The sequence below is a fragment of the Alteromonas confluentis genome (assembly GCF_001757105.1).
Taxonomy (GTDB): domain Bacteria; phylum Pseudomonadota; class Gammaproteobacteria; order Enterobacterales; family Alteromonadaceae; genus Alteromonas; species Alteromonas confluentis.
This window is the reverse complement of record NZ_MDHN01000013.1, coordinates 26,236-51,010: the sequence shown is the minus strand read 5'-3', so window position 1 is coordinate 51,010 and position 24,775 is coordinate 26,236. Positions and strand designations below refer to the sequence as shown.

Annotated in this window: 24 protein-coding genes; 5 read left to right on the top strand and 19 right to left on the bottom strand. The window is 46.8% G+C overall.

The window, feature by feature from the left end; translation table 11 throughout:
- Nucleotides 1–49: 49 nt before the first annotated feature.
- The 19 genes from atpA to rpmH form a co-directional block, all read right to left on the bottom strand.
- Nucleotides 50–1,591: a F0F1 ATP synthase subunit alpha gene (atpA, locus tag BFC18_RS05920; RefSeq protein ID WP_070124355.1), complete on the bottom strand. Its 1,542-nt coding sequence runs from the start codon at nt 1,589–1,591 to the stop codon at nt 50–52.
- A 13-nt stretch (nt 1,592–1,604) separates the two neighbouring features.
- Entirely contained in the window at nt 1,605–2,138 is a 534-nt protein-coding gene (atpH, locus tag BFC18_RS05915; RefSeq protein WP_070124354.1) for a F0F1 ATP synthase subunit delta, read from the bottom strand.
- Nucleotides 2,139–2,152: 14 nt separating this feature from the next.
- Nucleotides 2,153–2,623, bottom strand: a complete 471-nt coding sequence (gene atpF, locus BFC18_RS05910) for a F0F1 ATP synthase subunit B (protein WP_070124352.1) — start codon at nt 2,621–2,623, stop codon at nt 2,153–2,155.
- A 44-nt stretch (nt 2,624–2,667) separates the two neighbouring features.
- A complete protein-coding gene (gene atpE, locus BFC18_RS05905; RefSeq protein ID WP_012520222.1) occupies nt 2,668–2,889 on the bottom strand; it encodes a F0F1 ATP synthase subunit C in 222 nt (73 codons plus the stop codon).
- A 100-nt stretch (nt 2,890–2,989) separates the two neighbouring features.
- Entirely contained in the window at nt 2,990–3,850 is an 861-nt protein-coding gene (gene atpB, locus BFC18_RS05900) for a F0F1 ATP synthase subunit A (RefSeq protein ID WP_070124351.1), read from the bottom strand.
- Nucleotides 3,851–3,950: 100 nt separating this feature from the next.
- On the bottom strand, nt 3,951–4,334 hold the full coding sequence (locus tag BFC18_RS05895) for an ATP synthase subunit I (protein WP_070124350.1): 384 nt from the start codon (nt 4,332–4,334) through the stop codon (nt 3,951–3,953).
- Between the two features lie 197 nt (nt 4,335–4,531).
- Nucleotides 4,532–5,413 carry a ParB/RepB/Spo0J family partition protein gene (locus tag BFC18_RS05890; RefSeq protein ID WP_070124349.1) on the bottom strand — a complete coding sequence of 294 codons (882 nt, stop codon included), beginning with the start codon at nt 5,411–5,413 and terminating at the stop codon, nt 4,532–4,534.
- 64 nt (nt 5,414–5,477) lie between these two features.
- Nucleotides 5,478–6,269 carry a ParA family protein gene (locus BFC18_RS05885; protein ID WP_070124348.1) on the bottom strand — a complete coding sequence of 264 codons (792 nt, stop codon included), beginning with the start codon at nt 6,267–6,269 and terminating at the stop codon, nt 5,478–5,480.
- A gap of 10 nt (nt 6,270–6,279) precedes the next feature.
- Nucleotides 6,280–6,882 carry a 16S rRNA (guanine(527)-N(7))-methyltransferase RsmG gene (rsmG, locus tag BFC18_RS05880; protein WP_070124593.1) on the bottom strand — a complete coding sequence of 201 codons (603 nt, stop codon included), beginning with the start codon at nt 6,880–6,882 and terminating at the stop codon, nt 6,280–6,282.
- Between the two features lie 35 nt (nt 6,883–6,917).
- Nucleotides 6,918–8,819, bottom strand: a complete 1,902-nt coding sequence (gene mnmG / locus BFC18_RS05875) for a tRNA uridine-5-carboxymethylaminomethyl(34) synthesis enzyme MnmG (protein ID WP_070124346.1) — start codon at nt 8,817–8,819, stop codon at nt 6,918–6,920.
- 651 nt (nt 8,820–9,470) lie between these two features.
- Nucleotides 9,471–10,289 carry a DnaA ATPase domain-containing protein gene (locus BFC18_RS05870; protein WP_070124344.1) on the bottom strand — a complete coding sequence of 273 codons (819 nt, stop codon included), beginning with the start codon at nt 10,287–10,289 and terminating at the stop codon, nt 9,471–9,473.
- Between the two features lie 4 nt (nt 10,290–10,293).
- Nucleotides 10,294–10,956, bottom strand: a complete 663-nt coding sequence (locus BFC18_RS05865) for a DnaT-like ssDNA-binding domain-containing protein (protein WP_070124342.1) — start codon at nt 10,954–10,956, stop codon at nt 10,294–10,296.
- Nucleotides 10,957–10,963: 7 nt separating this feature from the next.
- Complete coding sequence (gene mioC, locus BFC18_RS05860; RefSeq protein WP_070124340.1) at nt 10,964–11,398, bottom strand: FMN-binding protein MioC; 435 nt, start codon at nt 11,396–11,398, stop codon at nt 10,964–10,966.
- A 3-nt stretch (nt 11,399–11,401) separates the two neighbouring features.
- Complete coding sequence (mnmE, locus tag BFC18_RS05855) at nt 11,402–12,790, bottom strand: tRNA uridine-5-carboxymethylaminomethyl(34) synthesis GTPase MnmE (protein WP_070124338.1); 1,389 nt, start codon at nt 12,788–12,790, stop codon at nt 11,402–11,404.
- Between the two features lie 2 nt (nt 12,791–12,792).
- Nucleotides 12,793–13,275: a YajQ family cyclic di-GMP-binding protein gene (locus BFC18_RS05850; RefSeq protein WP_070124336.1), complete on the bottom strand. Its 483-nt coding sequence runs from the start codon at nt 13,273–13,275 to the stop codon at nt 12,793–12,795.
- A gap of 59 nt (nt 13,276–13,334) precedes the next feature.
- Nucleotides 13,335–14,999, bottom strand: coding sequence for a membrane protein insertase YidC (gene yidC / locus BFC18_RS05845; RefSeq protein WP_070124334.1), 1,665 nt, complete (start codon nt 14,997–14,999; stop codon nt 13,335–13,337).
- 10 nt (nt 15,000–15,009) lie between these two features.
- Complete coding sequence (yidD, locus tag BFC18_RS21375; protein ID WP_211481013.1) at nt 15,010–15,258, bottom strand: membrane protein insertion efficiency factor YidD; 249 nt, start codon at nt 15,256–15,258, stop codon at nt 15,010–15,012.
- A complete protein-coding gene (gene rnpA, locus BFC18_RS05840; protein ID WP_070124333.1) occupies nt 15,246–15,602 on the bottom strand; it encodes a ribonuclease P protein component in 357 nt (118 codons plus the stop codon). The genes yidD and rnpA overlap by 13 nt, the downstream gene beginning before the upstream one ends.
- A gap of 15 nt (nt 15,603–15,617) precedes the next feature.
- A complete protein-coding gene (gene rpmH, locus BFC18_RS21370; RefSeq protein WP_014290886.1) occupies nt 15,618–15,752 on the bottom strand; it encodes a 50S ribosomal protein L34 in 135 nt (44 codons plus the stop codon).
- Between the two features lie 619 nt (nt 15,753–16,371).
- Here rpmH and dnaA point away from each other — a divergent pair.
- The 5 genes from dnaA (at nt 16,372) to BFC18_RS05815 (ending at nt 24,746) form a co-directional block, all read left to right on the top strand.
- Nucleotides 16,372–17,916, top strand: coding sequence for a chromosomal replication initiator protein DnaA (gene dnaA, locus BFC18_RS05835; RefSeq protein ID WP_070124331.1), 1,545 nt, complete (start codon nt 16,372–16,374; stop codon nt 17,914–17,916).
- Between the two features lie 32 nt (nt 17,917–17,948).
- Nucleotides 17,949–19,052: a DNA polymerase III subunit beta gene (gene dnaN / locus BFC18_RS05830; protein ID WP_070124329.1), complete on the top strand. Its 1,104-nt coding sequence runs from the start codon at nt 17,949–17,951 to the stop codon at nt 19,050–19,052.
- A 57-nt stretch (nt 19,053–19,109) separates the two neighbouring features.
- Nucleotides 19,110–20,198, top strand: a complete 1,089-nt coding sequence (gene recF / locus BFC18_RS05825; RefSeq protein ID WP_070124327.1) for a DNA replication/repair protein RecF — start codon at nt 19,110–19,112, stop codon at nt 20,196–20,198.
- Nucleotides 20,199–20,208: 10 nt separating this feature from the next.
- Complete coding sequence (gyrB, locus tag BFC18_RS05820) at nt 20,209–22,629, top strand: DNA topoisomerase (ATP-hydrolyzing) subunit B (RefSeq protein ID WP_070124325.1); 2,421 nt, start codon at nt 20,209–20,211, stop codon at nt 22,627–22,629.
- Between the two features lie 152 nt (nt 22,630–22,781).
- Nucleotides 22,782–24,746, top strand: a complete 1,965-nt coding sequence (locus BFC18_RS05815) for an alpha/beta hydrolase family protein (RefSeq protein ID WP_070124323.1) — start codon at nt 22,782–22,784, stop codon at nt 24,744–24,746.
- The last annotated feature ends 29 nt before the right edge of the window (nt 24,747–24,775 follow it).

Here is a 24,775-nt window from a genome sequence, read left to right as displayed (position 1 = left end):
CTCCGATTACTCAACGAAATGTGCTGACCACGAAAGCCAGCACCATTGATTACCAAGTTTGAGTTGCTTTGAACTTCGTTAAAGCGTCTTTCAACTGTGAATCAATATCGTCGTTGTAGTTGCCGGTTGCATTGATAGTCTTCATCAGCTCAGCGTGATCGCTGTTCATGTAAGCGTGCAGTGCAGATTCAAAATCAAGGATTTTGTCCAGCGCTACATCTTTTAAGAAGCCTTTCTCAACGGCATACAGAGACACACCCATATCAGCGATTGACAGAGGAGCATATTGCTTCTGCTTCATCAGTTCGGTAACGCGCTCACCGTGTTCAAGCTGTGCACGCGTTGCTTCGTCAAGGTCAGATGCGAACTGAGAGAACGCAGCCAATTCACGATACTGTGCAAGCGCAAGACGGATACCACCACCCAATTTCTTAATGATCTTGGTTTGAGCAGCACCACCAACACGTGATACAGAGATACCGGCGTTAACAGCAGGACGAATACCTGCGTTAAACAGGTCAGTTTCTAAGAAGATCTGACCATCGGTGATAGAGATAACGTTAGTAGGTACGAACGCTGAAACGTCACCGGCCTGAGTTTCAATGATAGGTAGAGCTGTCAGTGAACCCGTTTGACCTTTAACTTCACCGTTAGTGAAACGCTCTACGTACTTGTCGTTTACACGAGCAGCACGCTCCAGCAAACGGCTGTGGAGATAGAAAACGTCACCAGGGTATGCTTCACGACCAGGAGGACGCTTCAGAAGCAGAGAGATCTGACGGTAAGCAACAGCTTGCTTAGACAGGTCATCATATACGATCAGTGCGTCTTCACCGCGGTCACGGAAGTACTCACCCATGGTACAACCAGAGTAAGGTGCCAGGTACTGCAGGGCAGCAGATTCAGAAGCAGAAGCCGCAACAACGATGGTGTGAGCCAACGCGCCGTGTTCTTCCAGCTTGCGTACTACGTTAGCAATCGTAGAAGCCTTCTGGCCAACTGCTACGTAAACACATTTAATGCCTGAATCTTTCTGTTTGATGATGGCATCAACAGCCATGGCTGTTTTACCACACTGACGGTCACCGATGATCAGCTCACGCTGACCACGACCAACAGGAATCATCGCGTCAACTGACTTGTAGCCAGTCTGTACAGGTTCATCAACTGATTGACGGTCGATTACGCCTGGTGCGATTTTTTCTACTGGTTCGAAGCCGGCAGCTTCAACAGCGCCTTTACCGTCGATTGGCTCACCCAGGGTGTTTACAACACGACCCAGCAGGCCAGGGCCTACAGGTACTTCAAGGATACGGCCGGTAGATTGTACTTTTGTGCCTTCTTGTAGGTCCGCATACGGACCCATAACTACTGCACCAACTGAATCTCGTTCAAGGTTCAGTGCAATAGCGTAGCGACTGCCAGGAAGTTCGATCATTTCACCTTGCATTACATCGGCTAAGCCGTGAATGCGGATAATACCGTCTGTTACTGCGACGATAGTCCCTTCGGTGCGAGCTTCACTGGTTACATTAAACTGTTCAATTCGCTTTTTGATCAGTTCTGCAATTTCAGTGGAATTAAGTTGCATACTCTTATCCCCGTTATGCTTGCAACGCGTCTGCGAGACGGTTCAATTTCGACTTCACGGAACCATCAATAACTGTATCACCGGCTTTGACTACAAAGCCTGCGACCAGAGCAGGGTCCACGTTACAATTAAGCTTCACTTTACGTGCCAAACGTTTTTCTAACGATGCGCTGATTTCAGCAGCCTGCGAATCAGACAGTGGAGAAGCCGAAGTCAGATTGACTTCAATTTCTTTGTCGTAATCCGCCTTCAGAGTGTTAAACAGCTCTGAAATGGCTGGTAGTGCAACTAAACGTTTATTCTCAGCCAGAACCTTAATAAAGTTCTGGCCATGTTCATCGAGCTGTTCACCACAGACATTGATGAATATTTCAGCGAGTTGTTCTGCGGCAACAGCACCAGTCATTAACTGATGCATGTCGTCGTTGTTTGCAACTGCGCCGGCAAATACCAACATGTCCTGCCATTTGGCAATGGCGTTATGCTCGACTGCAAAATCGAAAGCAGCTTTAGCGTAGGGACGAGCAACGGTTGTCAATTCAGACATGGCTCAACTCTCCCTTATAGCTCAGCGACAAGTTTTTCAACAATGTCGTTTTGCGCGTTAGCATCGATTTCACGTTGAAGAATTTGTTCTGCACCAGCAACAGCTAAAGCTGCTACCTGTGAGCGTAACTCTTCCTTGGCACGATTGCGTTCAGCTTCAATTTCGGCATAACCAGAAGCAATGATTTTCTCACGCTCTGAGTAAGCTTTCTGCTTTTCACTTTCTTCAAGTTGACTAGCACGCTTTTTGGCTTGCTCGACAATTTCAGCTGCTTGCGCTTTCGCATCTTTCAACTGCTCAGTAGCTTTTTCCTGAGCCAGTTCCAGGTCTTTTTCAGCACGTACAGAAGCTTCCAGGCCATCGGCTATCTTCTTCTGACGTTCTTCAATCGCACCCAGTAAAGGGGGCCATACGTACTTCATGCAGAACCACACGAATACGATGAATGCGATTAATTGACCAATTAGAGTGGCGTTAATGTTCACGACCGCTCCTCCTCATATGTTCGCTAAAAAATGGGTTTAAAAAATTAAGCACCAACAGCGAACAGAAGGTATAGCGCGATACCAACACCGATCATTGCGATCGCGTCGATAAGACCCGCTACGATAAACATCTTAACTTGCAGTTGAGGAGCCAGTTCTGGTTGGCGAGCAGCAGATTCTAGGAATTTACCACCCAGCAGACCGAAACCAATAGCGGTACCCAGGGCACCCAGACCAATCAGTAGTGCAACAGCGATGTATAACATGTACGTCTCCGATTTAAGTTAAATTTAAAGTTAAAGTGTAAAAGTAAAACAGTTTGAATCGCCTGCAATTTTCCAGGTATTGCAGGTGATCCGGACTACATTAATGGTCTTCGTGAGCCAGGCTCAGATACACAATGGTCAGCATCATAAAGATGAAGGCCTGAAGCACGATTACCAGAATATGGAATACCGCCCATGGGAAATAGAGAGGCAACTGCCACACACCCAGAGTCGCGATAAGAATAAAGATTAGCTCACCGGCATAAAGGTTACCGAACAGTCGCAGCGCCAGTGAGAACGGGCGAGCCAGCAGGGTAACGGATTCCAGAATGAAGTTAACCGGAATGAATGCCCAGTGATTGAAAGGCTGGAAAGTCAGCTCTTTCATGAAACCGCCTACACCTTTCACTTTGATGGAGTAGAACAGAATCAGGAAGAATACACCCAGAGCCAGCGCCAGAGTCATGTTCAGGTCAGTGGTAGGTACCACTTTCATATACACGTGGTGCGGATCTACACCGGTTGCCGCATTGGCAATCTGACCTGCTGCTGTAGGCAGAAAGTCTACCGGTACAAGGTCCATCAGGTTCATCAGGAATACCCAGACGAAGATGGTCAGAGAAAGTGGTGCAATGAGATTGTTCTTACCGTGGAAGGTATCGCGAACGTTATCGTTTACAAATTCAACAACAAGCTCAATAAACGCCTGTGTTTTGCCCGGTACGCCAGAGGTTGCTGATTTAGCAACCTTACGGAATAACCAGAGGAACAGAATACCCAGGCCAATAGACCAGGCCATTGTATCAATGTTCCAAACCCAGAAGCCTGCTTCCGCACATACTTCTGCAACGTTATGAAGTTCTTCACCGTGACTAAATTTCACCCCGTCGTCAGTGACGCACATGGTGGCATTGGTCAAATGGTGGAGAATATACTCTTGTGTTGTAATCTCAGATGCCATGTTTCAACCTAAATAAATTAAAGTGTAAAAACTTTTCAGCGCTTCGTCTGTACCACAGTAGTCTTGCTACTTAGGTACTGGTCAACTTAGTTATTATTTATTAGTGTTGTTGACGAAACATGGTCAGCCAGTAGCTAACCGTCGTAATAGCGAAGCTGGCAAATACCATTTCCGGTATTGCATGCAACAGCTTAAAGGCCACCACGAATAAAATTATTGCTATTGCCATGCGCAATTTTGCGCCCTGGCTGAAACTTTTTACCACCAGTTGGTTTTTACTGGCGCCGGCGTATTTAAACGCGAATGTCGCGAAGACCAGGTTGGGCAGGATGCTGATTAGCGCGCCAATCGCCGCTGATTTTGCAGCATTAACGGATATTCCTGCACCACTGATGGCGACTAAAACAAACATGACAATTACTTGCATGTAGAGGGCTTTTCTTGCAAGCCGTTTTCCGGCCGCAGCCAATTCTTCTCTGGCCATTATTCTGCTTATTTCTCAGCCCAAATAAAAAGCGTCAGAAGTATACTGTTTTACCGATATTTTTCAACCATACATCGCGTTTTGAAAGTTATTATGAAAATTTTCGTGTCGAATGTCAGGTTGCCACGCATTGTACGCGAAAAGAGTAGCAATAACGACCACAGTTAACAGATCTGCAACTATGGTCTTATAGCGGGTTAGTGTATCTTGGAGAGGATGCCATCGAGTTGTTCTAAATCATTAAAATTAATAGTGATTTTACCTTTACCCTTGGCATTGTGATCAATCGAAACCGAAGCACCGAGGTTCTTGGAAAGACGGTTCATCAGACTTGCAACATCGGGGTCTACGGTTTTTTCCGGCTTAGGTTTGGCAGGTTCCAAGCACTTACGTACTAATTTTTCAGTGTCTCTTACGGTCAGTCCCTTGCCTGACACCACCTGTGCCACCTCGGTTTGCTGCTCACCTTCAAGGCCAAGCAGGGCACGGGCATGACCCATTTCAATGTCACCATGCTCAAGCAACAGTTTTACATCGTCATTCAGATTATTCAGGCGTAACAAATTCGTGACAGTGGCGCGGGATTTACCGACAGCTTCAGCAGTCTGGGCATGGGTCAGTTCGAATTCGTTCATCAAACGTTCCAGCGCCTGCGCTTCTTCCATGGCGTTTAAATCTTCACGCTGAATATTTTCAATCAGTGCAATGGCAACTGCCGCTTCATCGGGCACGTTCTTGATTAAACAGGGAACGACATCGAGCTGTGCCAGTTGTGCCGCACGCCAGCGACGTTCACCGGCAATGATTTCGTACTCATCATCGCCAACACTACGCACCACGATAGGCTGAATAACCCCCTGGGAACGGATAGAGGATGCCAGCTCTTCTAAAGCCTCCGGCGACATGTCTTTACGAGGCTGATATTTTCCTCGCTTTAAAAACTCGACAGGCAGTTTCTTCAGCTCGCTCTGGGCTGAAGCAATGGTTTCTGATTCCTGTTCACGGCGGGCAGCGGATGTCTGACTGGTGGCAAGCAGTGCGTCCAGGCCACGTCCGAGTCCTCTTTTCTTTGCAGACATGTTTTTCCTCAATGACTCAAGCGATTAAGACTGACAGTGTATTAACTTTTGTTAGTTTACCAGATTAACTGGCTTTTGCGGGTTGTAATGTCTTTTCGCGACGACGCAGAATTTCACCAGCAAGCGCAAGATAGGCTTTCGCGCCGGAAGAAGACTTGTCGTAGTACATGGCCGGCATACTGAAACTGGGTGCTTCTGCGAGGCGAACGTTACGCGGAATGACCGTGCGGTAAACCTGTTCACCGAAGTGACGCTTAAGCTGTTCAGATACATCATTGGCCAGACGGTTGCGGGGATCGTACATGGTGCGCAACACGCCCTCAATTTTCAGATCCGGATTGACTACGGAAGCGAGCTTCTGGATGGTATCCATCAGCGCAGTTAACCCTTCCAGAGCGTAATATTCACACTGCATTGGCACCAGCACGGAATCGGCAGCCGCCAGTGCGTTTACCGTAAGCTGATTGAGTGATGGCGGACAGTCGATAAAAATAAAATCGTAATAATCTTTCACCGGCTGCAGTGCATTTCGCAAACGGACTTCGCGGGCGAACATTTCCATCAACTTGATTTCTGCAGCGGTCACGTCGCCGTTCGCCGCAATAAGATCATACTTGGCCGTCGTGTTTTTGATGATAACGTCATCAATTGGCTTTTCTTCGATCAGCAGTTCAAAAGTGGTTGCTTCCGCTTCGTACTTGTCGACGCCGCTGGCCATGGTGGCATTGCCCTGAGGATCTAAATCAATCAACAGCACCTTACGCTTGGTTGCAGCCATGGATGCCGCTACGTTCACTGCCGTCGTGGTTTTACCCACACCACCTTTCTGATTCGCTATTGCGATTACCTTCGCCACTGTGCACCCGTTAGACTTTTCGAATATTGACTAAATGACGCTCGCCCTCAAGCTCCGGGACTAACAACGCCTTTACGGACTCGATTCGGAAGTGATCACTTACTTCGTCTATTTCGCTCTGAGGAAACTGACCTTTAAGAGCAACAAAGACTCCAGATGAATCTACCAGATGCTCGCACCAGTGCAACATATCTTTCAGGGACGCAAATGCGCGGCTTAATACGATATCGTATGGTTGATCAGGCTTATGGTCTTCCACACGACTATGGACGGGAGTAACATTATTCAAACCGAGTTCGAATGCACATTGTTTCATAAAACGGACCCGTTTGCCCAAACTATCTAGCAGGGTGAACGAAGAATCCGGCAACATCACCGATAACGGGATCCCGGGCAGACCCGGACCCGTGCCAACATCGATGATGGTTTTGCCGTCAATGAACGGTGCAACAGCAATAGAATCAAGAATATGCTTAACCATCATCTGCTCTGGTTCACGCACAGAAGTGAGGTTATAAGCTTTATTCCACTTATCAATGCGCTCAACATAGCCAACCAGCTTTTCAGCCTGCTGCTCAGTCAGTGTTAGTGACAGCGATTCACTGCCCTGCATCAGAATATCATTGAGTTTTGCGGTGTCTATTCTGCTCACGCGGTTTTTAATTCCTGTTTACGTAACATGCCGTGCTTCTTCAGGTACACCAGAAGGAGCGAAATTGCGGCAGGGGTAATACCCGAGATACGTGATGCCTTGCCAATCGTTTCCGGACGGGCTTCTGTCAGCTTGGCGACCACTTCGTTAGAGAGGCCGGATATTTTACTGTAATCGAAGTCCATTGGCAGCAAGGTATTTTCATGACGCTGCGTTTTTGCGATTTCGTCGAGCTGACGGGCAATGTAACCTGCGTACTTGATCTGAATTTCGACCTGCTCAGCGGCAATCGGATCGGCAATTCCCGGACCAATGCCTTCGATGGCCATCAATGCATTGTAGGTCATTTCCGGACGACGGATCAGTTCTTCGTAGGAGTGCTCACGACTCACCGGATTTTTCAGCAGCGGATTGAGTTCCTGTACTGCAGCATGGTCCGGATGAACCCACTGACCACGCAAACGCTGCAGTTCCTGCTCAACCGCTTCCATCTTGATATTGAATGCCTGCCAGCGTTCGTCGTCTACCAGACCCGCTTCACGGCCAAGTGCAGTAAGACGATAATCGGCATTGTCTTCACGCAGCAGCAAACGGTATTCCGCGCGGCTGGTGAACATGCGGTACGGTTCTTTGGTACCCATGGTGGCCAAATCATCAACTAGCACACCCATGTAAGCCTGATCGCGACGTAAAATCATCGGATCTTTTTGCTGAACCTGCAGTGCCGCGTTCGCGCCCGCCATCAGACCTTGCGCCCCCGCTTCCTCGTAACCCGTTGTACCGTTAATTTGACCGGCAAAGAACAACCCGCCGATAAATTTGGTTTCCAACGTTTGTTTCAGATCCCGCGGATCAAAGAAATCATATTCGATGGCATAGCCTGGACGGATGATGTGTGCGTTCTCGAAGCCACGGATTGAGTGGATGAGTGCTTGCTGCACGTCGAAAGGCAGACTGGTGGAAATACCGTTTGGATACACCTCAATGCTGTTCAACCCTTCCGGTTCAACGAAGATCTGATGCGAATTTTTGTCAGCAAAGCGCGTGATCTTATCTTCAATACTCGGGCAGTAACGCGGGCCAACACCTTCGATGACCCCGGTAAACATGGGCGAACGATCCAGGCCACCACGAATAATATCATGGGTCTTCTCGTTGGTATGGGTGATGTAGCAGCTGATCTGCTCAGGATGCATTTCACGGTTACCCATGAAGGAAAAGACCGGCGTCGGCGTATCACCAGGCTGCGCCTGCATCACGCTGAAATCCAGTGTACGGGCGTCAAGACGGGCAGGAGTACCGGTTTTCAGGCGATCAACCCTGAAAGGGAGATCACGTAAACGTTCTGCCAGTGCAATGGAGGGCGGATCGCCTGCACGGCCACCACGATAGTTTTCAAGGCCAATGTGGATGGTGCCACCCAGGAAGGTGCCAACAGTCAGCACAACGCTCTGTGCTTTGAATTTGAGACCCATTTGCGTCACTACACCGGCAACGCGATCGTTCTCGACGATCAGGTCATCACAGGACTGCTGGAAAACAGACAGGTTTGGCTGGTTCTCCACCGTTTGACGGATCGCCTGGCGATACAGGTTGCGGTCAGCCTGTGCGCGGGTTGCACGTACTGCAGGTCCCTTGCTTGAGTTCAGCGTCCGGAACTGGATCCCGCCCTGATCAATAGCCAGTGCCATAGCACCGCCCAGCGCATCGATTTCTTTTACCAGATGGCCTTTTCCGATCCCGCCGATAGCCGGGTTACAGGACATCTGCCCGATCGTTTCCATGTTATGGGTCAGCAATAATGTTTTTGCGCCCATGCGAGCAGATGCCAGTGCAGCTTCTGTACCGGCATGCCCACCGCCAACAACGATGACATCAAATGCGTCCTGATAAAACATGTTGAACCTCACATAACACGGGGAATGTAAATTAATCGGTTTGTTCTGACATAATACGGTCTGCCAGAAAAAGGGCGCGTATTTTAGCTGACTTATTAGCTAATGGAAATGGCTAAATTTTCTTCAATTTGCTTTTGTTTTTTGCCAGGCTGTTTGCCTTATAGATCTTAAGATCTCTTTTAAGATCTTTATTTTTATATTTATTAGGATCGCGAAGATCTGTTAGTAAGTCACTTTTTGATCATGAGATCATGATCTTACACGAATGATAACTGTGGTACAGAGGGGATCATAAGTACCCCCTGATCATGTGCATAACCGGGTATATTATCCACAACCGGAAGGGGCTGAAAACTTATGCAATTTACGATCAGAGCTTATGCACAAAGGTTTAGGGGATCCTATCCACAAGGGTGATCAAGATGTGATCGTGTTGGGGATAAGTTGTCGAGAACGATCACTTTATGATCGTATGATCGTAGTGTTTTCGGGGGCTGATCGGGTGATCTTCCTGTGATTAGATCTTTTCCACATGATCGCTTTTTTCGATCCAAAAAAGTTTATGTTGATAAATACATTATTTGTGGCCAAGCGAAAAAAAGCCGGTGTGATGGACACCGGCTTTGATTTTTTTCATAGAAATTTTGTTATTTAGCGTACCTGATTAGGTTGATAACGCGGCTGGGGATTGTCTGCCGGGTTCTCATCATTAACCAATCCGTCACGACGACTAGGCCCCGAAAAGCGTACTTTATAGGTGTCGTATTCTTTTATTGACTCAAAGCAGTACTTACCTAACGCCAGTTCAAGCTCTGTGAGATTGTGGTTGGTGATCAAAATACAGTTCTTCTTATTCACCAAACGTTGTCTAAGTAAGTTTCCTAGCCAGCTCTGTTGATTTTTCTTTAGCATGGTTTCATTCACGCACACTTCATCTAATATCAGCAGATCGACCTCAAGAAGCTCCTGATGAGCTTCGCGGAAACGTTGACCGATGTTGTCCTGGGAGCCAAAATCAAAAGAAAAATGACGCATTTCCATGAGTGTAGAAAGCTGTCGGTACAACACGGTGATCTCGTATTGCTCAATGAGCTCATGGGCAATGGCACCGGCAATGTGTGATTTACCGCGGCCATAGTCACCGTAAAACAGCATCATGTGTGATCCTGCCTGACGCCATTCTCTATCGCTGTGAGCAGCAATAAAGGAGTGGGCGATGCTAACGGCTTCTATCACATCGTCACTGTCTTCTACCAGGTTAGCAAAGGTCCATCTGGGGTTCAGATCAGAACGCCCGTGTAAGTCATGGATACGTTTAATCTTACTGTCTTGTTGCAACTGTCGAACTTCATCGTTGGCTTTGCGCTCGTATTCTTTTCGCAGCGTTTCGTAGTCCTGATAGCCGTCCTGCACCTCTGGTTTACCCATGGCACGGGCGAGGGAATTCAGTTTGTCTTTTAATGATTGCATTGGATCAGCTCTTTTTCTGTGATGCGTATTTTTCCACCAGCTTTCTGGCATTATCGTCGGCTTCAATGCCGGCTGCAACTGGAACGGTCTGTGTACCCACTTTACGCGTCGTGGTATGGCCTACAGCTAATCGCTTACGTTTCACTGCGTAGGCGAATTTCTGTGTCCATTGAAAATGACTAAAAACTGCGTCTGGACGGCCCAACCAATATGAAACAAACTCGCCGATATCTTCATCATCAAATTTGCGATCGATGAGTCCGATGAGATTGGCCATTTCTTCAAAGAGAGCGGGATCGGGTCGCCAGCGTCCGTGGATCGCGGTGTATTGACGATGTAGATGCGTAAAGTTGTCTTGGTTACCATTACATAATGGCAGTAAAAGACGCTGTCCGCTTAACGATGTTTCCAGCGTGTTGTCATCCTGAAGGGCAATCAGACCAGCCTGTTCGAGTTCCCCAAGTAGGGTATTGATTTGTTGGCCGCGAGAATAATCACCGTCTTCAGTGTTGTTGCCGTTAACTAAGTTGATCAGATATTTATAATTTACAGGTTCTGACAATGCAGAAGGCACATCAACGGTGGGTCGTAAACCGAGACAATAGAGCACCCGGCTGTCATTTGACAGCGAGGCAGTGAGCGCGTGAAATTCGGCTTCAGTAAACATGCGTTGATCAGGAATTCAATTGCTGTTCAAACCATTCTATCGCGACATCTTCTGGAATGGGATGATTGAGTACATCAATGTGCAGTGGTTCAGCGATGATTTGCGCGCCAGCAGTTTTTAAGCGTTTTTCCATTTCGATGGCGCCAAAACAATAGGTGTCATAGCTGCTGTCGCCCAGTCCTACGATGTAGGCTTGTACTCCCGAAAGATCGGCATCTTCCAGTGATTTGGCAAAAGGTTGAATATTTTCAGGTAATTCGCCCGCACCATGGGTAGACGTACAGATAAGCCATTTGCCTTCACATTTTAGCGCTGAGAGGTCTGGCTCAAATTGCAGTGTGGTGGTGAAACCCGCCTTCTTTGCAACTTGCTCAAGGGCTTCTGCGACATATTCTGAGGCACCAAGAACGGAACCTACCACAATAGATAAATGCTGAGACATGCGTTATTTACCAATACAAAAAGAAGAGAAAATCCGACCTAGCAAATCGTCGGAGGTGAATTCGCCGGTAATTTCAGTGAGCGCCTGATGCGCCAATCGCAATTCTTCTGCGAGGAGTTCCCCTGCCAGATTTGAGAGTAATTGTTGCTCACCATTGTCTACATGTTCGGCTGCTTTGGCCAGGGCATCGAGGTGCCGACGTCGTGCAATAAACTGGCCTTCGGTGGTGGTGTCCAGACCCATGGTGTCGGCAAGGTGCTGCCGGAGTAAGTCTACGCCATCACCAGTATTTGCTGATAAACCAATGACACTCACTTCTCCGTGCTGTGTGTTTAACTGTTGGATACCTACCGTTTCTGACGACAAATCTGCTTTATTCCGAATAACGGTGGTTGGAATATTTTCAGGCAGACGGGCCATAAATTCTGGCCAGATTTCATAAGGATCAATAACAGCCGTATCGGTACTGTCGACAACGAAAAGAACCCGATCGGCCTCGTCAATGGCTTTCCAGGCCCGTTCGATCCCAATTTGTTCCACTTTATCTGGACTTTCACGTAAGCCCGCGGTATCAATGATGTGCACCGGCATACCGTTAATGTCGATATGTTCTTTGAGTACATCTCTTGTGGTGCCGGCTATATCGGTAACAATTGCACTGTCGCGTCCTGCTAGTGCATTAAGCAAACTGGATTTACCGGCGTTAGGTCGACCTGCAATGACCACCTGCATACCTTCTCTCAGCAGGGAACCTTGCTTGGCTTTTTGCTGCACCTGAGACAATGACTCGATAATTTGTCGAAGATCGCCCGCTACCTTCCCGTCAGACAGAAAATCGATTTCTTCGTCAGGAAAATCAATGGCTGCTTCCACGTACATTCTTAAGTGGATGATCTCTTCAGATAACTGAGTGATGGTTTGTGAAAACTCACCCTGAAGAGAACGCAGCGCACTTTTTGCTGCCTGCTTAGAACTGGCATCAATCAGATCGGCGATGGCTTCCGCTTGCGCCAAATCGAGTTTATCGTTTAAGAATGCCTGTTCACTGAATTCTCCTGGTCTTGCCAGGCGCACATTGGCCGCACCCAGTACCGCATCAATGAGCATATCCATCACCACCTGACCGCCATGTCCTTGCAGTTCCAGTACATCTTCGCCAGTAAACGAATTAGGCCCCTTAAAGAACAGCGCGATACCTTGATCGATAACCGTGTAATCTTGGCCCACAAAAGGGGTATAGCTGGCTACACGAGGCTTAAGCGGTGTTGGAACCAGCGCTTTAGCTACATCAAGGGCTGCCGGTCCGGATACTCGCACAATGCCCACGCCACCGCGCCCCGGGGCTGTGGCTTGTGCAACAATAGTATCCTGAGAGGTGGTAAGTGATGTCATCATTAATCTTTCATGTTTTTAAACTGAAATGGCTGGCCTAAATCGGCGCCGCGAACCAGCGAGATTACCTGTTGTAAGTCATCTCGCTTCTTCCCGGTTACCCGCAACTGGTCGCCCTGGATAGCCGTTTGTACTTTGATCTTGGCATCCTTGATGAGTTTTACAATTTTCTTTGCAGTTGCCTGCTCGATTCCTTCTTTGAAACCGATAACCTGGGTACAGGTTTTGCCGCGCTGGTCATAGTCTTTCACGTCAAGAATACTGGTATCCAGGTTACGTTTGGAGCAGGCATTGCGGAACATTGACTCTAGTTGTTGCAGCTGAAATTCACCTTCAGCCTTCATTACAACCGTTTTTTCTTTAAATTCGATGCTGGCTTCTACGCCACGAAAATCGAAACGGGTAGCCAGTTCACGGGTGGTGTTTTCCGTGGCGTTACGGACTTCTTCAATGTTGATTTCAGATACAATATCGAAAGATGGCATGTTTGACCTCTTTATATATGAAACAGCCCGCTAAAGCGGGCTGTTTAAGATTAGATGAATTACTTGGATTTCAGCCCTTTCTTTTCCATGGCGGCGTAAATCAGTTTCGCCTGGACAAGGGTAATGATGTTACTGACCAGCCAGTACAGTACCAGACCGGCCGGGAACCACAGGAAGAATACACTCATTGCCACAGGCATGAACTGCATGATCTTCTGCTGCATCGGGTCAGTCACAGTAGTAGGCTGAAGTTTCTGTAGCAGCCACATGCTGGCACCTGTCAGTACTGGCAGTACAAAGTACGGGTCTTTCACTGACAGGTCAGTGATCCACAGGAAGAAGTCTGCGTGACGCAGTTCCACACTTTCCAGCAGTACCCAGTACAGTGCCAGAAAGATAGGCATCTGTAGGATGATTGGCAGACAGCCGCCCATCGGATTCACTTTCTCTTTGCGGTACAGCTCCATCATCGCCTGAGACATCTTCTGACGATCGTCGCCAAAGCGGTCTTTCAGCTGTTGCATCTTAGGCGCAAGATTACGCATGCGCGCCATGGATTCGTACTGCTTCTTGGTCAGCGGATACATCGCACCTTTCACCACGACAGTGATCAGAATGATTGCCACGCCCCAGTTACCGACTAAGCTGTGCAGGAATTGCAGCAGGGCGAATAATGGCTTGGATAACCACCACAGAATGCCGTAGTCGACGGTCAGATCCAGACCGTTTGCCAGTCCTTCCAGGGTATCCTGATCTTTCGGTCCTAAATACAATTCGGAACCAACGGTCACAGTATCGCCTGCGTTAACGTTAACCGGTGTGCCGGTAAAACCAATAATCGCATACTGGTTCTGAACCAGCTTGGAATACAGATTATTCGTTTGTGACTGCGGTGGTACCCAGGCGGATACGAAGTAGTGTTCCAGCATACTTACCCAGCCACCGGCAGTCGAAACTTTCAGATTCTTATCTTCGATGTCATCGAAAGGGTATTTTTCATAACGATCTTCATCAGTACCATACGCTGCACCGCGGTATGTCGGCATGAACATGTTGCCACCGTCAGGTACCTGCGTGGTTTGCTTTAACTGCGCATACTGTTGGAATGTGGTCGTCTGCGATGAGTTGTTAGCAATAGTGTAGGTTAAGGCAATATCGTGGCTGCCTTTGGTAAAATTATAGGTTTTCGTTACCGCAACGCCATCTGCATTTTGCCAAGTTAATGGTACAGATAATGTATCACCCTGCATGACAAACTCTTGTTGTTCTGCATCGTAACGAGGACGTCCTGAACGGTTTGCATCAGGACCATCACGACCAATCAGCCCACTTTGTGCAACATAGAGACCGTCTGTAGGGCGCAGCAGACTATAAGTTTCGGTTGATTCCTGCGTTAGCGGAAATTTTACCAGGTTCGCTTTGATGACATCGCCACCGACCAGATCAATTTGTAAATCCAGCGTGTCGGTCAGTACGTGAATCATGCGAGCTGCGTTCGGCTTTGCTTCTGGCGTCACACCCGGTACATCTTCGTTGGAAGAGGCGGGAATATCGTCGCTCATTGGCACGGATGAAGGTACGCCCTCATTACCGGCTTCTACGCTGGTTTGTTCAGTCGCGGCGGGCTGAACCGGTTGGGGTCCATAATCTTTTTGCCATTGATCCCAAAGCAAGAAGCTTACGAGGGCAAGGCCGATTAGCAGAAAACTACGTTGCGATTCCATATAGGTCTCTTTATTCTGAGTGTTTATTATTCCGTGATTCCGGTACGGGATCGACTCCGCCCAGATTGAAAGGGTGGCATTTTAATATGCGTTTAATCGATAACCAACCGCCAATTAGCAATCCGTGCGAATTTAATGCTTCAATTGCATAATATGAGCAGGTTGGATGGAACCTGCAGCGTTGCCCGAGCATGGGTGAAATAAACCACTGATAGAATTTCACCAGTAGCAAGGGAAGGGCGATGGTTATTTTGCGCAGCGCTTTGCCAGTTTTTTCCATTGCTTGTCCAACATTGAAACAATTTCTTCATTGGTTAACTTATCAGCGCCAGATTTTCCGACAACGACAATATCAACAGCAGGAAGTTTGTGGCGTTGATGCCGGAAGCTTTCTCTGATTAATCTTTTCAGCCGGTTTCGGTCATGCGCTTTACGCACACGTTTTTTGGGAATAGTAATTCCAACACGTGGATGTGCTAACTGGTTATGTCTGGCAAGTAATGTAAAAGCGGGAGATACAGCAGGGGTAGCGTCATTAAACACATGAGTAAAGTGGGAGGGAGTTAACAGACGTAACTCCCTGGAGAAATTATTTTCACCCACTTTAGGGTAGTACTCTTAAGCAGAAAGGCGAGCGCGACCTTTAGCACGGCGAGCTGCTAGTACTTTACGACCATTTTTAGTCGCCATACGAGCACGAAAACCGTGAGAACGCTTGCGCTTTAAGTTGCTCGGTTGAAATGTTCTTTTCATGACCAAAGTCTCACTTTTCAAGTTAAATTATTAGACGTTCAAAATAACGCACTTAATAACGAAACGTGGAGTTTGTCAGTAAGGTTGTTACGCCGCCCATCCAAAAAGGACGCTGAATTCTAGAGATCTCGGGGGCTGATGTCAATTGAAAACGCGATGATAGTGGATATTTTTCGCTACCAAAGGAGAAATTTTGTGCAATCAATTGGTTTCGTACTTGACCGACCTATTAAAGTTGTGAATAACCTTGTTGTCACTATAAGTTTATCCACAAGTCAAGCATTGATCGCGCCGGATCAGCAAGTTTTTTAGCGTGATCCTCTACCCTGATCAAGCGTACAGTGTTTTTATTTATAAATTTACTAAATTCATGAATAAATAAAATAAAATAATAATAACAATAACTTGAATCTTAGATCGTAGAGATCGAAAAAGATCAAGATTTACTTTACCCACAGAAGATCAGATAATCCACAGCGATCACAATTACAATACAATAAACACCGCTGTTACCCAGACTACATAGCTTCATTTCTTATTTTCAAATAAGGAATAGCTATTCTTTTCGTCTTTTTTCGCTACCTGGCGTCTGCAGCACCTTTTGGAGTTCGTCTTTATTATGTCTCTGTGGAATATGTGCCTAGAGCGCTTACGCCAGGAATTGCCGACTCAGCAGTTCAGCATGTGGATTCGTCCGCTTACTGCACAAGAAGAAGCTGGCGTGCTGACTTTATTTGCCCCAAACCGTTTTGTGCTGGACTGGGTAAGAGATAAATACAGAGATAAGATAACGCAATTATTTAATGAATTTCGTGGCGCCGATGCACCCCAGTTGCATCTTGATGTTGCTACGCGTTCTGTAAGACCGGCGCCTTCTGTTGCTGCTCGACCATCAATGCCGAGCCAACAACCTGTGCGTACCCCAACGCAGCCACCGGCATTTCAATCCCCTGGTCAGTTTTCTCACCAACAGGGCGGTGCAACAGCGAATTCATTTTCTAATCACCAACAGGTGAGTCAGGCTGCGAGTCCATCGGCAGTGATGGCAGAACCTAAGCCTCAACAAAATCGTGATTATTCCAGTTCGGCTGAACCGCAACGGGCTGGTCCTAATGTGGTGCCTATTCCTGAGGCAATGAAGCACAAAAGTAATATTAATCCGACCTATCAATTTGATAATTTTGTTGAGGGTAAATCGAACCAACTTGCTCGCGCCGCGGCCACTCAGGTTGCCAATAATCCTGGCGGCTCTTACAACCCGTTGTTTATCTATGGGGGAACGGGTTTAGGTAAAACGCACTTATTGCATGCAGTAGGGAACGGTATTATTGCTAATCGTCCCGGTGCAAAAATTGTGTACATGCATTCTGAGCGTTTTGTACAAGATATGGTAAAAGCACTACAGAATAATGCCATTGAAGACTTTAAGCGTTTTTATCGTTCGGTTGACGCGCTGCTCATCGATGACATCCAGTTCTTTGCTAATAAAGAGCGCTCTCAGGAAGAGTTCTTCCATACCTTTAATGCGTTGCTTGAAGGTAATCAGCAAATCATCCTAACGTCTGACCGCTATCCCAAAGAAATTGACGGGGTAGAGGACAGATTGAAATCCCGTTTCGGCTGGGGCTTAACTATCGCCATAGAACCGCCAGAGCTGGAAACGCGCGTTGCGATTTTAATGCGTAAAGCTGCTGAAAATAAAATCCACCTGCCGGATGAAGTCGCATTCTTTATTGCTAAGCGTTTACGGTCTAATGTGCGTGAGCTTGAAGGTGCATTGAATCGTGTAATTGCTAATGCGAATTTTACGGGTCGTCCCATCACTATCGACTTTGTGCGTGAAGCATTACGTGACCTGTTAGCTTTACAGGAAAAATTGGTAACTGTTGATAACATCCAGAAAACTGTCGCGGATTATTATAAGATTAAGGTAGCTGACATTCTCTCTAAACGCAGAAGTCGAAGCGTAGCCAGACCACGTCAGGTTGCTATGGCCTTAGCGAAGGAATTGACCAACCATAGCTTGCCGGAATTGGGTAATGCTTTTGGTGGTCGCGACCATACTACGGTTCTGCACGCATGCCGAAAAATAGAGCAGCTTAGAGAGGAAAGTCATGATATAAAAGAGGACTACAAGAACCTGATAAGGACCTTGTCCTCATAAATCTTTGACATTCCAGGCAGGAAAGTAAATCAATGAAATTTACCATCAGTCGAGAAAAGTTTCTTCAACCTTTGCAGTTGGTATCTGGCGCTGTTGAGCGTCGGCACACCTTACCCATTCTCTCTAATGTGTTAATTAAAGTTAGTGAAGGCGCACTCTGGCTGACTGGTACAGATTTAGAAGTTGAGCTGATTGCCAGCACGCAACTTGAAGGGGATTTCGAAGAAGGCGAAATCACCGTTCCAGCCAAAAAGCTCTTTGATATTATTCGCGGCATTGCGGATGGCACATCGATTACTTTTACTCTCGATACAAGCAAAGCACTTATTCGTGCTGGTCGTGGTCGCTACACATTATCAACCTTATCGGCGGGCGACTATCCGAATCTGGAAGATTGGGAAGGCGAAGTTGAATTTGAAGTATCCTCTTCAGATATTAAACGCCTGATAAACAGTACCCATTTCTCCATGGCGCAGCAGGATGTACGTTATTACCTTAACGGCATGTCCCTGGAGACTGAAGAAAATATTATTCGCACTGTTGCAACAGACGGACACCGTCTCGCATTGTGTCGTTTAGAATACGGTGCAGCATCGTTGCCAGCACGTCAGGTAATTATTCCGCGTAAAGGTGTTCTTGAGATTTCGCGTTTAATCGGTGACGAAGATAAATCGATTAAAGTACAGATTGGCGCTAATCACATCCGTCTTTTCTCAGCTGATTTTATTTTTACCAGTAAATTGGTAGATGGCCGTTTTCCTGATTATCGTCGCGTTCTTCCTCGTGATGGCGATAAAAATATTACAGCGAGTAAAGCGGTACTCAAGGACGCGTTTACCCGGGCTGCCATTCTTTCTAATGAAAAGTTTCGTGGCGTGCGCCTGAACCTTTCCAACGGCGAGCTAAAAATTACTGCTAATAACCCGGAGCAGGAAGAGGCCGAAGAAATCGTTGACGTTAACTATAGCGGTGATGATTTAGAAATCGGTTTTAATGTTGCGTATCTTATCGATGTTTTGAATGCCCTTACCACTGAAGAAGTGCAGTTAACTTTATCTGATTCTAATTCCAGTGCGCTTATCCAAAACGCCGGTGATGATTCTGCCTTATATGTCATCATGCCGATGCGTCTGTAGAAATTGTTCCGGTGCAGTATTTTCTGCACCGGTCGCATTTCCTTCCGGATTTATTCTATGAAACTGGACCGCGTCCAGCTGACCGATTTTCGAAATATTAAAAGCGCTGATTTTAACCCTTCTCGTTCGCTTTCACTGATCAGTGGAAAAAACGGTAGTGGTAAGTCGTCCATTATCGAAGCGCTTTATTATCTCGGCTATGGTCGCTCTTTCCGTACCAACAAGCATGAATCAGCGATTCAGCACGACGCTGAACGCTTCAGTATTTTCACCCGTTGTACAGACGATTCCGGAGATGAATCTGCGGTTGGTCTACAGCGTAGTCGTCACGATCAATTTACCTGTTCTATAAATGGCAACCACTCTCATCGATTAGCCGACTTAGTGAGTCTGATTCCGGTTCAGTTGTTTACGCCGCAAAGTACAGATTTAATAATCGGGTCGCCTGGTGAGAGAAGGCGATTCATAGATTGGGGGTTGTTCCACGTGGAACATCAGTTCAATCTGATGTTCCAGACCTTTCAGAAATTACTGAAAACACGTAATACATTGCTGAAAAGACAGGCTAATATCGACGCGCCTGAAAATGCCTACTGGGAGCAGCAATTCGTTACCGTAGGGGAACACCTTAATGCACAGAGAAAAGACTACGTCAGCCGCTTACAGCCAATATTTAATGCTATTTGTAGTGAATTTCTACCTGAGTTTTCTCTGGAAATCTCGTATTATAAGGGGTGGGAAAAAGACGCCTCGTTGACAGACAGTCTGCTCCGAAAACGTGAGTACGACAGCAAGGTCGGATATACCACATCCGGTCCGCACAAATCTGATCTACGCTTTAAGGTAGATGGAAGCCTTGCACAGGAAATTCTATCAAGGGGTCAGCTAAGAATGGCTGTCGCAGCATTACAGCTATCGCAAACGAAACTGTTTCAGCAAGAAACGCAGAGGAAAAGTATTTTTCTTCTTGATGACGTCGGCGCCGAGCTGGATATAGATAAACGAGAGCGGTTTATAGATGGGCTGGTTGCGATGGATACGCAATTATTCGTTACAGCTATTGAACGTGAACAGCTCGATTTTATAGACAAATATAAAGACAAAAAATTGTTTCACGTGGAACATGGCCACGTGAAAGAGGAGTAAAGGTTAGACTATGTCAGAGCAAAATAACTACGACTCGTCCAGTATTAAAGTACTCAAAGGCTTGGACGCCGTTCGTAAACGACCGGGTATGTATATTGGTGATACAGACGATGGAACCGGCTTGCACCACATGGTTTTCGAAGTTGTAGATAACTCAATTGATGAAGCTTTAGCAGGGTATTGCTCTGAGATAGTTATTCAAATCCACTCCGATGGCTCCGTATCAGTAACCGACAACGGTCGTGGTATTCCTACAGCAATTCACGAGGAAGAAGGTGTCTCGGCTGCAGAAGTTATCATGACGGTACTGCACGCAGGCGGTAAATTCGACGACAACTCATACAAAGTATCGGGCGGTTTGCACGGCGTTGGTATCTCCGTGGTTAATGCGTTATCAGCCAAGCTTAAACTGAAAATTCGTCGAGAAGGCAAGTTGCATGAGCAGGAATATCACCACGGCGTGCCGCAAGAGCCATTGGCGATAACTGGTGATACCGATAAAACGGGTACCAATGTTCGCTTCTGGCCAAGTGACAAAACGTTTACCGATACGCTTTTCCATTACGATATTCTGGCTAAGCGTCTACGTGAACTGTCATTCCTGAACTCTGGTGTTTCTATTCGTTTGAAAGACGAAAGAGACGGCAAAGAAGATCACTTCATGTATGAAGGTGGTATTAAGGCTTTCGTTGAATACCTGAACCAGAAGAAAACGCCGGTTCACCAAAAAGTGTTTCACTTCACCTCTGAGCGCGAAGACGGCATATCCGTAGAAGTTGCCATGCAGTGGAACGACGGTTTCCAGGAAAGCATTTTCTGTTTCACCAACAATATTCCACAGCGTGATGGTGGTACCCACCTGGCAGGTTTCCGTGGCGCGCTAACCCGTACCCTGAACAACTACATGGAGAAGGAAGGGCTGAATAAAAAGGCTAAAACCAATGCCAGCGGTGACGATGCCCGTGAAGGTCTGACTGCCGTCATTTCCGTAAAAGTGCCTGATCCTAAGTTCTCATCCCAGACTAAAGACAAACTTGTCTCATCAGAAGTGAAGCATGCCGTCGAGTCTGCAATGAACGAAAAGCTAGCTGACTTCCTTCTTGAGAACCCGAACGAAAGTAAAATCATCGCATCAAAAATTATCGATGCGGCCCGGGCCCGTGAAGCTGCCCGCAAAGCCCGTGAAATGACACGCCGTAAAGGTGCGCTCGATTTGGCAGGTTTACCAGGCAAACTCGCTGATTGTCAGGAAAAAGATCCTGCACTGTCTGAACTGTATATTGTGGAGGGTGACTCTGCAGGTGGTTCCGCTAAGCAGGGTCGTAACCGGAAGAACCAGGCTATTCTGCCACTGAAGGGTAAGATCCTGAACGTAGAAAAAGCCCGTTTCGATAAAATGCTGTCTTCTCAGGAAGTCGCAACGCTGATTACGGCATTAGGTTGCGGTATCGGTCGTGACGAGTACAATCCGGAAAAACTGCGTTATCACAGCATCATCATTATGACCGATGCCGATGTGGATGGTTCGCACATCCGAACGCTACTGCTGACGTTCTTCTATCGTCAGATGCCTGAAATCATCGAGCGTGGCTACGTTTATATTGCTCAGCCGCCACTTTATAAAGTGAAGAAGGGCAAGCAGGAGCAATACCTGAAAGATGAAGACGCACTGACAAATTACCTGACGAATATTGCTGTAGATGGTTCTGCGCTTCATACCAGTGAAGATGCGCCGGGGATTTCTGGCGTCGCATTGGAAAACCTGGTTAAGCAATATCAATCAGTCGAGAAGATGATTAAACGTCTGCACCGTCTGATGCCGCCTGCGATTTTATATCGTCTCATTTATTCTCCAACATTAAGGCACGAAGATCTTAAGAGCGAATCGACACTCAATAGCGTTGCTGAGAGCTTCGTAAACAGTCTTAATGAGAAAGAGAATGACGGCGCCACGTATAGCTACGATATCTTGAAGGAAGAAGAAGGCAGTGAATTCCTCATTCAAATTACCATGCGTATGCACGGTATCGACTATAACTATAAGCTAAACCAGGAGTTTATCGACTCTGCTGAGTATGCGAAAATCCGTGACCTTAATGAGTCAATCAACGACATGATGAACGACTCTGCATTCGTACAACGTGGCGAGAAGAAGCAACCGGTTGAGTCGTTCAAGGAAGCGCTAGAATGGTTGATGAACGAAGCAAAACGCGGTCAATATATTCAACGCTATAAAGGACTGGGTGAGATGAACCCAGACCAGCTTTGGGAAACTACCATGGACCCTGATAGCCGTCGTATGCTTCAGGTTACCATTGAAGATGCGATTAACTGTGACCAGCTGTTTACTACGCTGATGGGAGACCAGGTTGAACCTCGTCGTGCCTTCATTGAAGCGAACGCACTGAAAGTTGAAAACCTGGATGTGTAGTTGATTACAATAAAATAACCAGTGAAAGGCGACTCAATGAGTCGCCTTTTTTATATGGGGAACAACTACCTCTAGAGAGGCAATACTAGAATAAACATGGTAATTTATTCAGAAGACAAAGGAACGTGTGAGCTGTAAATAAGGACATTGCCATGCTTAGAAAAATCACTTTCACTTTAGTTTGCCTTATTGGCGTTGCAACGCCCATTGAAGCATCTCAACCAGCCCCGGTATCTGCCTATAGCCGCCTCCCTGCGGTTGAGAGCGTAAAGCTATCTCCATCCGGAAACAAGGTGGCGTACATTCAAAATGTCACGCTGGATAGCGGAGAAGCGCTCTCGCTATTATCCGTTTTCGATTTCACAACCGCCGACCTAAAGATATTACTGAAGTCTGACAATGAAGATGTTCGAATAAATTGGTACAGATGGATAAACGAAGACAAAATTGCCACGAGCGCAGGGTTCGCGGGAAATCGGCGATATGGAATGTCTAAAACCAAGGTGAGTGAAACCCGACTTATGGCGATTAATGTTGATGGCAGTGGCGAGCCAGAACTTGTTATTGAGCCCAGGCGCGACTTGGAAAATGTGCACTCACAATATGCGGATAGAGTCATAAGCTGGCTTCCTGACGACCCTGAACACATTCTTATGGAAGTGGATTACGATAGTCACACAGAGCCTTCGGTATTCAAAGTTAACGTGAACACGAAGAAGCGCGAGCGCATTGAAAGAGGGAAACGGAAAATACGGCACTGGGTTGCCGATCAGCAAGGCAACGTTCGCATTGGAGAAAGACTTAATTATAAAGACGGTGAAGTGATAATTTACGCGCGTCAGGCGGGTAGTGAGAAGTTCTTTGCGCTCTTTGAATACAACGTGATGACTGATCCGGACATCATCATTCTTGGGTTTGGAAAGGACCCTAATATCCTCTACTACAAAGCATATCTAGATGGCTTCCTCGCTCTCTACAAAATGCGCCTGAATGACCAAAAATCAGAAGTTGTATTAACGGTGAATAATGTAGATGTAGATGGCGGCTTGGTGTATTCACCGACTACAAGAGAGGCCATTGGCGTAGGCTTTTCTCAACAGCCAAGAGGGGTGTACTACTGGGATGAAACAGACGCACCATTCAGAGATGGCCTTGCTGCGGTAATGCCCGATGCTTCAACATCTATTGTTAGTTATAACGACAATGATCGTCGCTACGTTTTATATGTAGAGAGTGAGAATTCACCGGGTGTTTACTACATCGGAGATCGTGATAGAAAGTCTTTAAGCCCATTTACCGGCCAATACCCAGAACTCGCAGATATAACCATTCCTAAAAACGAAACCATTACCTATAAGGCGCGCGATGGGGTAACGATTGAAGGCTTCCTTACGTTACCTGTGGATTATGATGGGGAAAAACTGCCAACGGTAATATTCCCTCATGGCGGCCCAGGCGTAAGAGATTATGACGGGTTCGACTATTGGACAGCCGCACTGGTCAACGAGGGCTACGCAGTGTTGCGACCTAACTTTCGAGGTTCATCCGGTTACGGGTTAGACTTTGCTAACGCTGCTGATAAGAGGTGGGGTTTGGAAATGCAGGATGATATTACCGATGGCACGCGTTGGTTAATTGAAAAAGGCATCGCAGATCCTGAAAGAATTTGCATGGTCGGCGCAAGCTACGGAGGCTATGCCTCGGCGATGGCCCTGGTCAAGGAGCCCGAACTTTATCAGTGCGGCGTGATCTTCGCAGGCGTTATGGATTTAAAGCGACTGGTGCAGCACTATCGAAAGTTTATAAATTCCAGATTGGTAAAAGATCAGATAGGTGATGACTATGATGATTTAGAACAGCGTTCGCCTTACTATCGGATAAACGAAATCAAAGCGCCCATGTTATTAATTCATGGTGAAAGCGATCGCGTTGTCGATGTATCTCAGAGCCAGGAGATGTTTTATGAAATGGAAGATGAAAACAAGCCGGTTGAATACGTTGAATTAGAAAACGGAACACACTACTTAACCATCCAACGTAACCGAAATAAACTGTTCGAAACGATGACTCGATTTTTGCGTGAACACCTTCTAGATGAAAAAAAGCCAGCTCAATAAGCTGGCTTTTCACATTTATCGGCGCTCAG

Bases quoted from the DNA above. Each gene is read 5' to 3' on its own strand.
- atpA (WP_070124355.1), bottom strand. From the start codon at position 1,591: ATGCAACTTAATTCCACTGAAATTGCAGAACTGATCAAAAAGCGAATT.
- atpH (WP_070124354.1), bottom strand. From the start codon at position 2,138: ATGTCTGAATTGACAACCGTTGCTCGTCCCTACGCTAAAGCTGCTTTC.
- atpE (WP_012520222.1), bottom strand. From the start codon at position 2,889: ATGTTATACATCGCTGTTGCACTACTGATTGGTCTGGGTGCCCTGGGT.
- atpB (WP_070124351.1), bottom strand. From the start codon at position 3,850: ATGGCATCTGAGATTACAACACAAGAGTATATTCTCCACCATTTGACC.
- BFC18_RS05895 (WP_070124350.1), bottom strand. From the start codon at position 4,334: ATGGCCAGAGAAGAATTGGCTGCGGCCGGAAAACGGCTTGCAAGAAAA.
- BFC18_RS05890 (WP_070124349.1), bottom strand. From the start codon at position 5,413: ATGTCTGCAAAGAAAAGAGGACTCGGACGTGGCCTGGACGCACTGCTT.
- rsmG (WP_070124593.1), bottom strand. From the start codon at position 6,882: ATGCAGGGCAGTGAATCGCTGTCACTAACACTGACTGAGCAGCAGGCT.
- mnmG (WP_070124346.1), bottom strand. From the start codon at position 8,819: ATGTTTTATCAGGACGCATTTGATGTCATCGTTGTTGGCGGTGGGCAT.
- BFC18_RS05870 (WP_070124344.1), bottom strand. From the start codon at position 10,289: ATGCAATCATTAAAAGACAAACTGAATTCCCTCGCCCGTGCCATGGGT.
- BFC18_RS05865 (WP_070124342.1), bottom strand. From the start codon at position 10,956: ATGTTTACTGAAGCCGAATTTCACGCGCTCACTGCCTCGCTGTCAAAT.
- mioC (WP_070124340.1), bottom strand. From the start codon at position 11,398: ATGTCTCAGCATTTATCTATTGTGGTAGGTTCCGTTCTTGGTGCCTCA.
- mnmE (WP_070124338.1), bottom strand. From the start codon at position 12,790: ATGACATCACTTACCACCTCTCAGGATACTATTGTTGCACAAGCCACA.
- BFC18_RS05850 (WP_070124336.1), bottom strand. From the start codon at position 13,275: ATGCCATCTTTCGATATTGTATCTGAAATCAACATTGAAGAAGTCCGT.
- yidC (WP_070124334.1), bottom strand. From the start codon at position 14,999: ATGGAATCGCAACGTAGTTTTCTGCTAATCGGCCTTGCCCTCGTAAGC.
- rpmH (WP_014290886.1), bottom strand. From the start codon at position 15,752: ATGAAAAGAACATTTCAACCGAGCAACTTAAAGCGCAAGCGTTCTCAC.
- dnaA (WP_070124331.1), top strand. From the start codon at position 16,372: ATGTCTCTGTGGAATATGTGCCTAGAGCGCTTACGCCAGGAATTGCCG.
- dnaN (WP_070124329.1), top strand. From the start codon at position 17,949: ATGAAATTTACCATCAGTCGAGAAAAGTTTCTTCAACCTTTGCAGTTG.
- recF (WP_070124327.1), top strand. From the start codon at position 19,110: ATGAAACTGGACCGCGTCCAGCTGACCGATTTTCGAAATATTAAAAGC.
- gyrB (WP_070124325.1), top strand. From the start codon at position 20,209: ATGTCAGAGCAAAATAACTACGACTCGTCCAGTATTAAAGTACTCAAA.
- BFC18_RS05815 (WP_070124323.1), top strand. From the start codon at position 22,782: ATGCTTAGAAAAATCACTTTCACTTTAGTTTGCCTTATTGGCGTTGCA.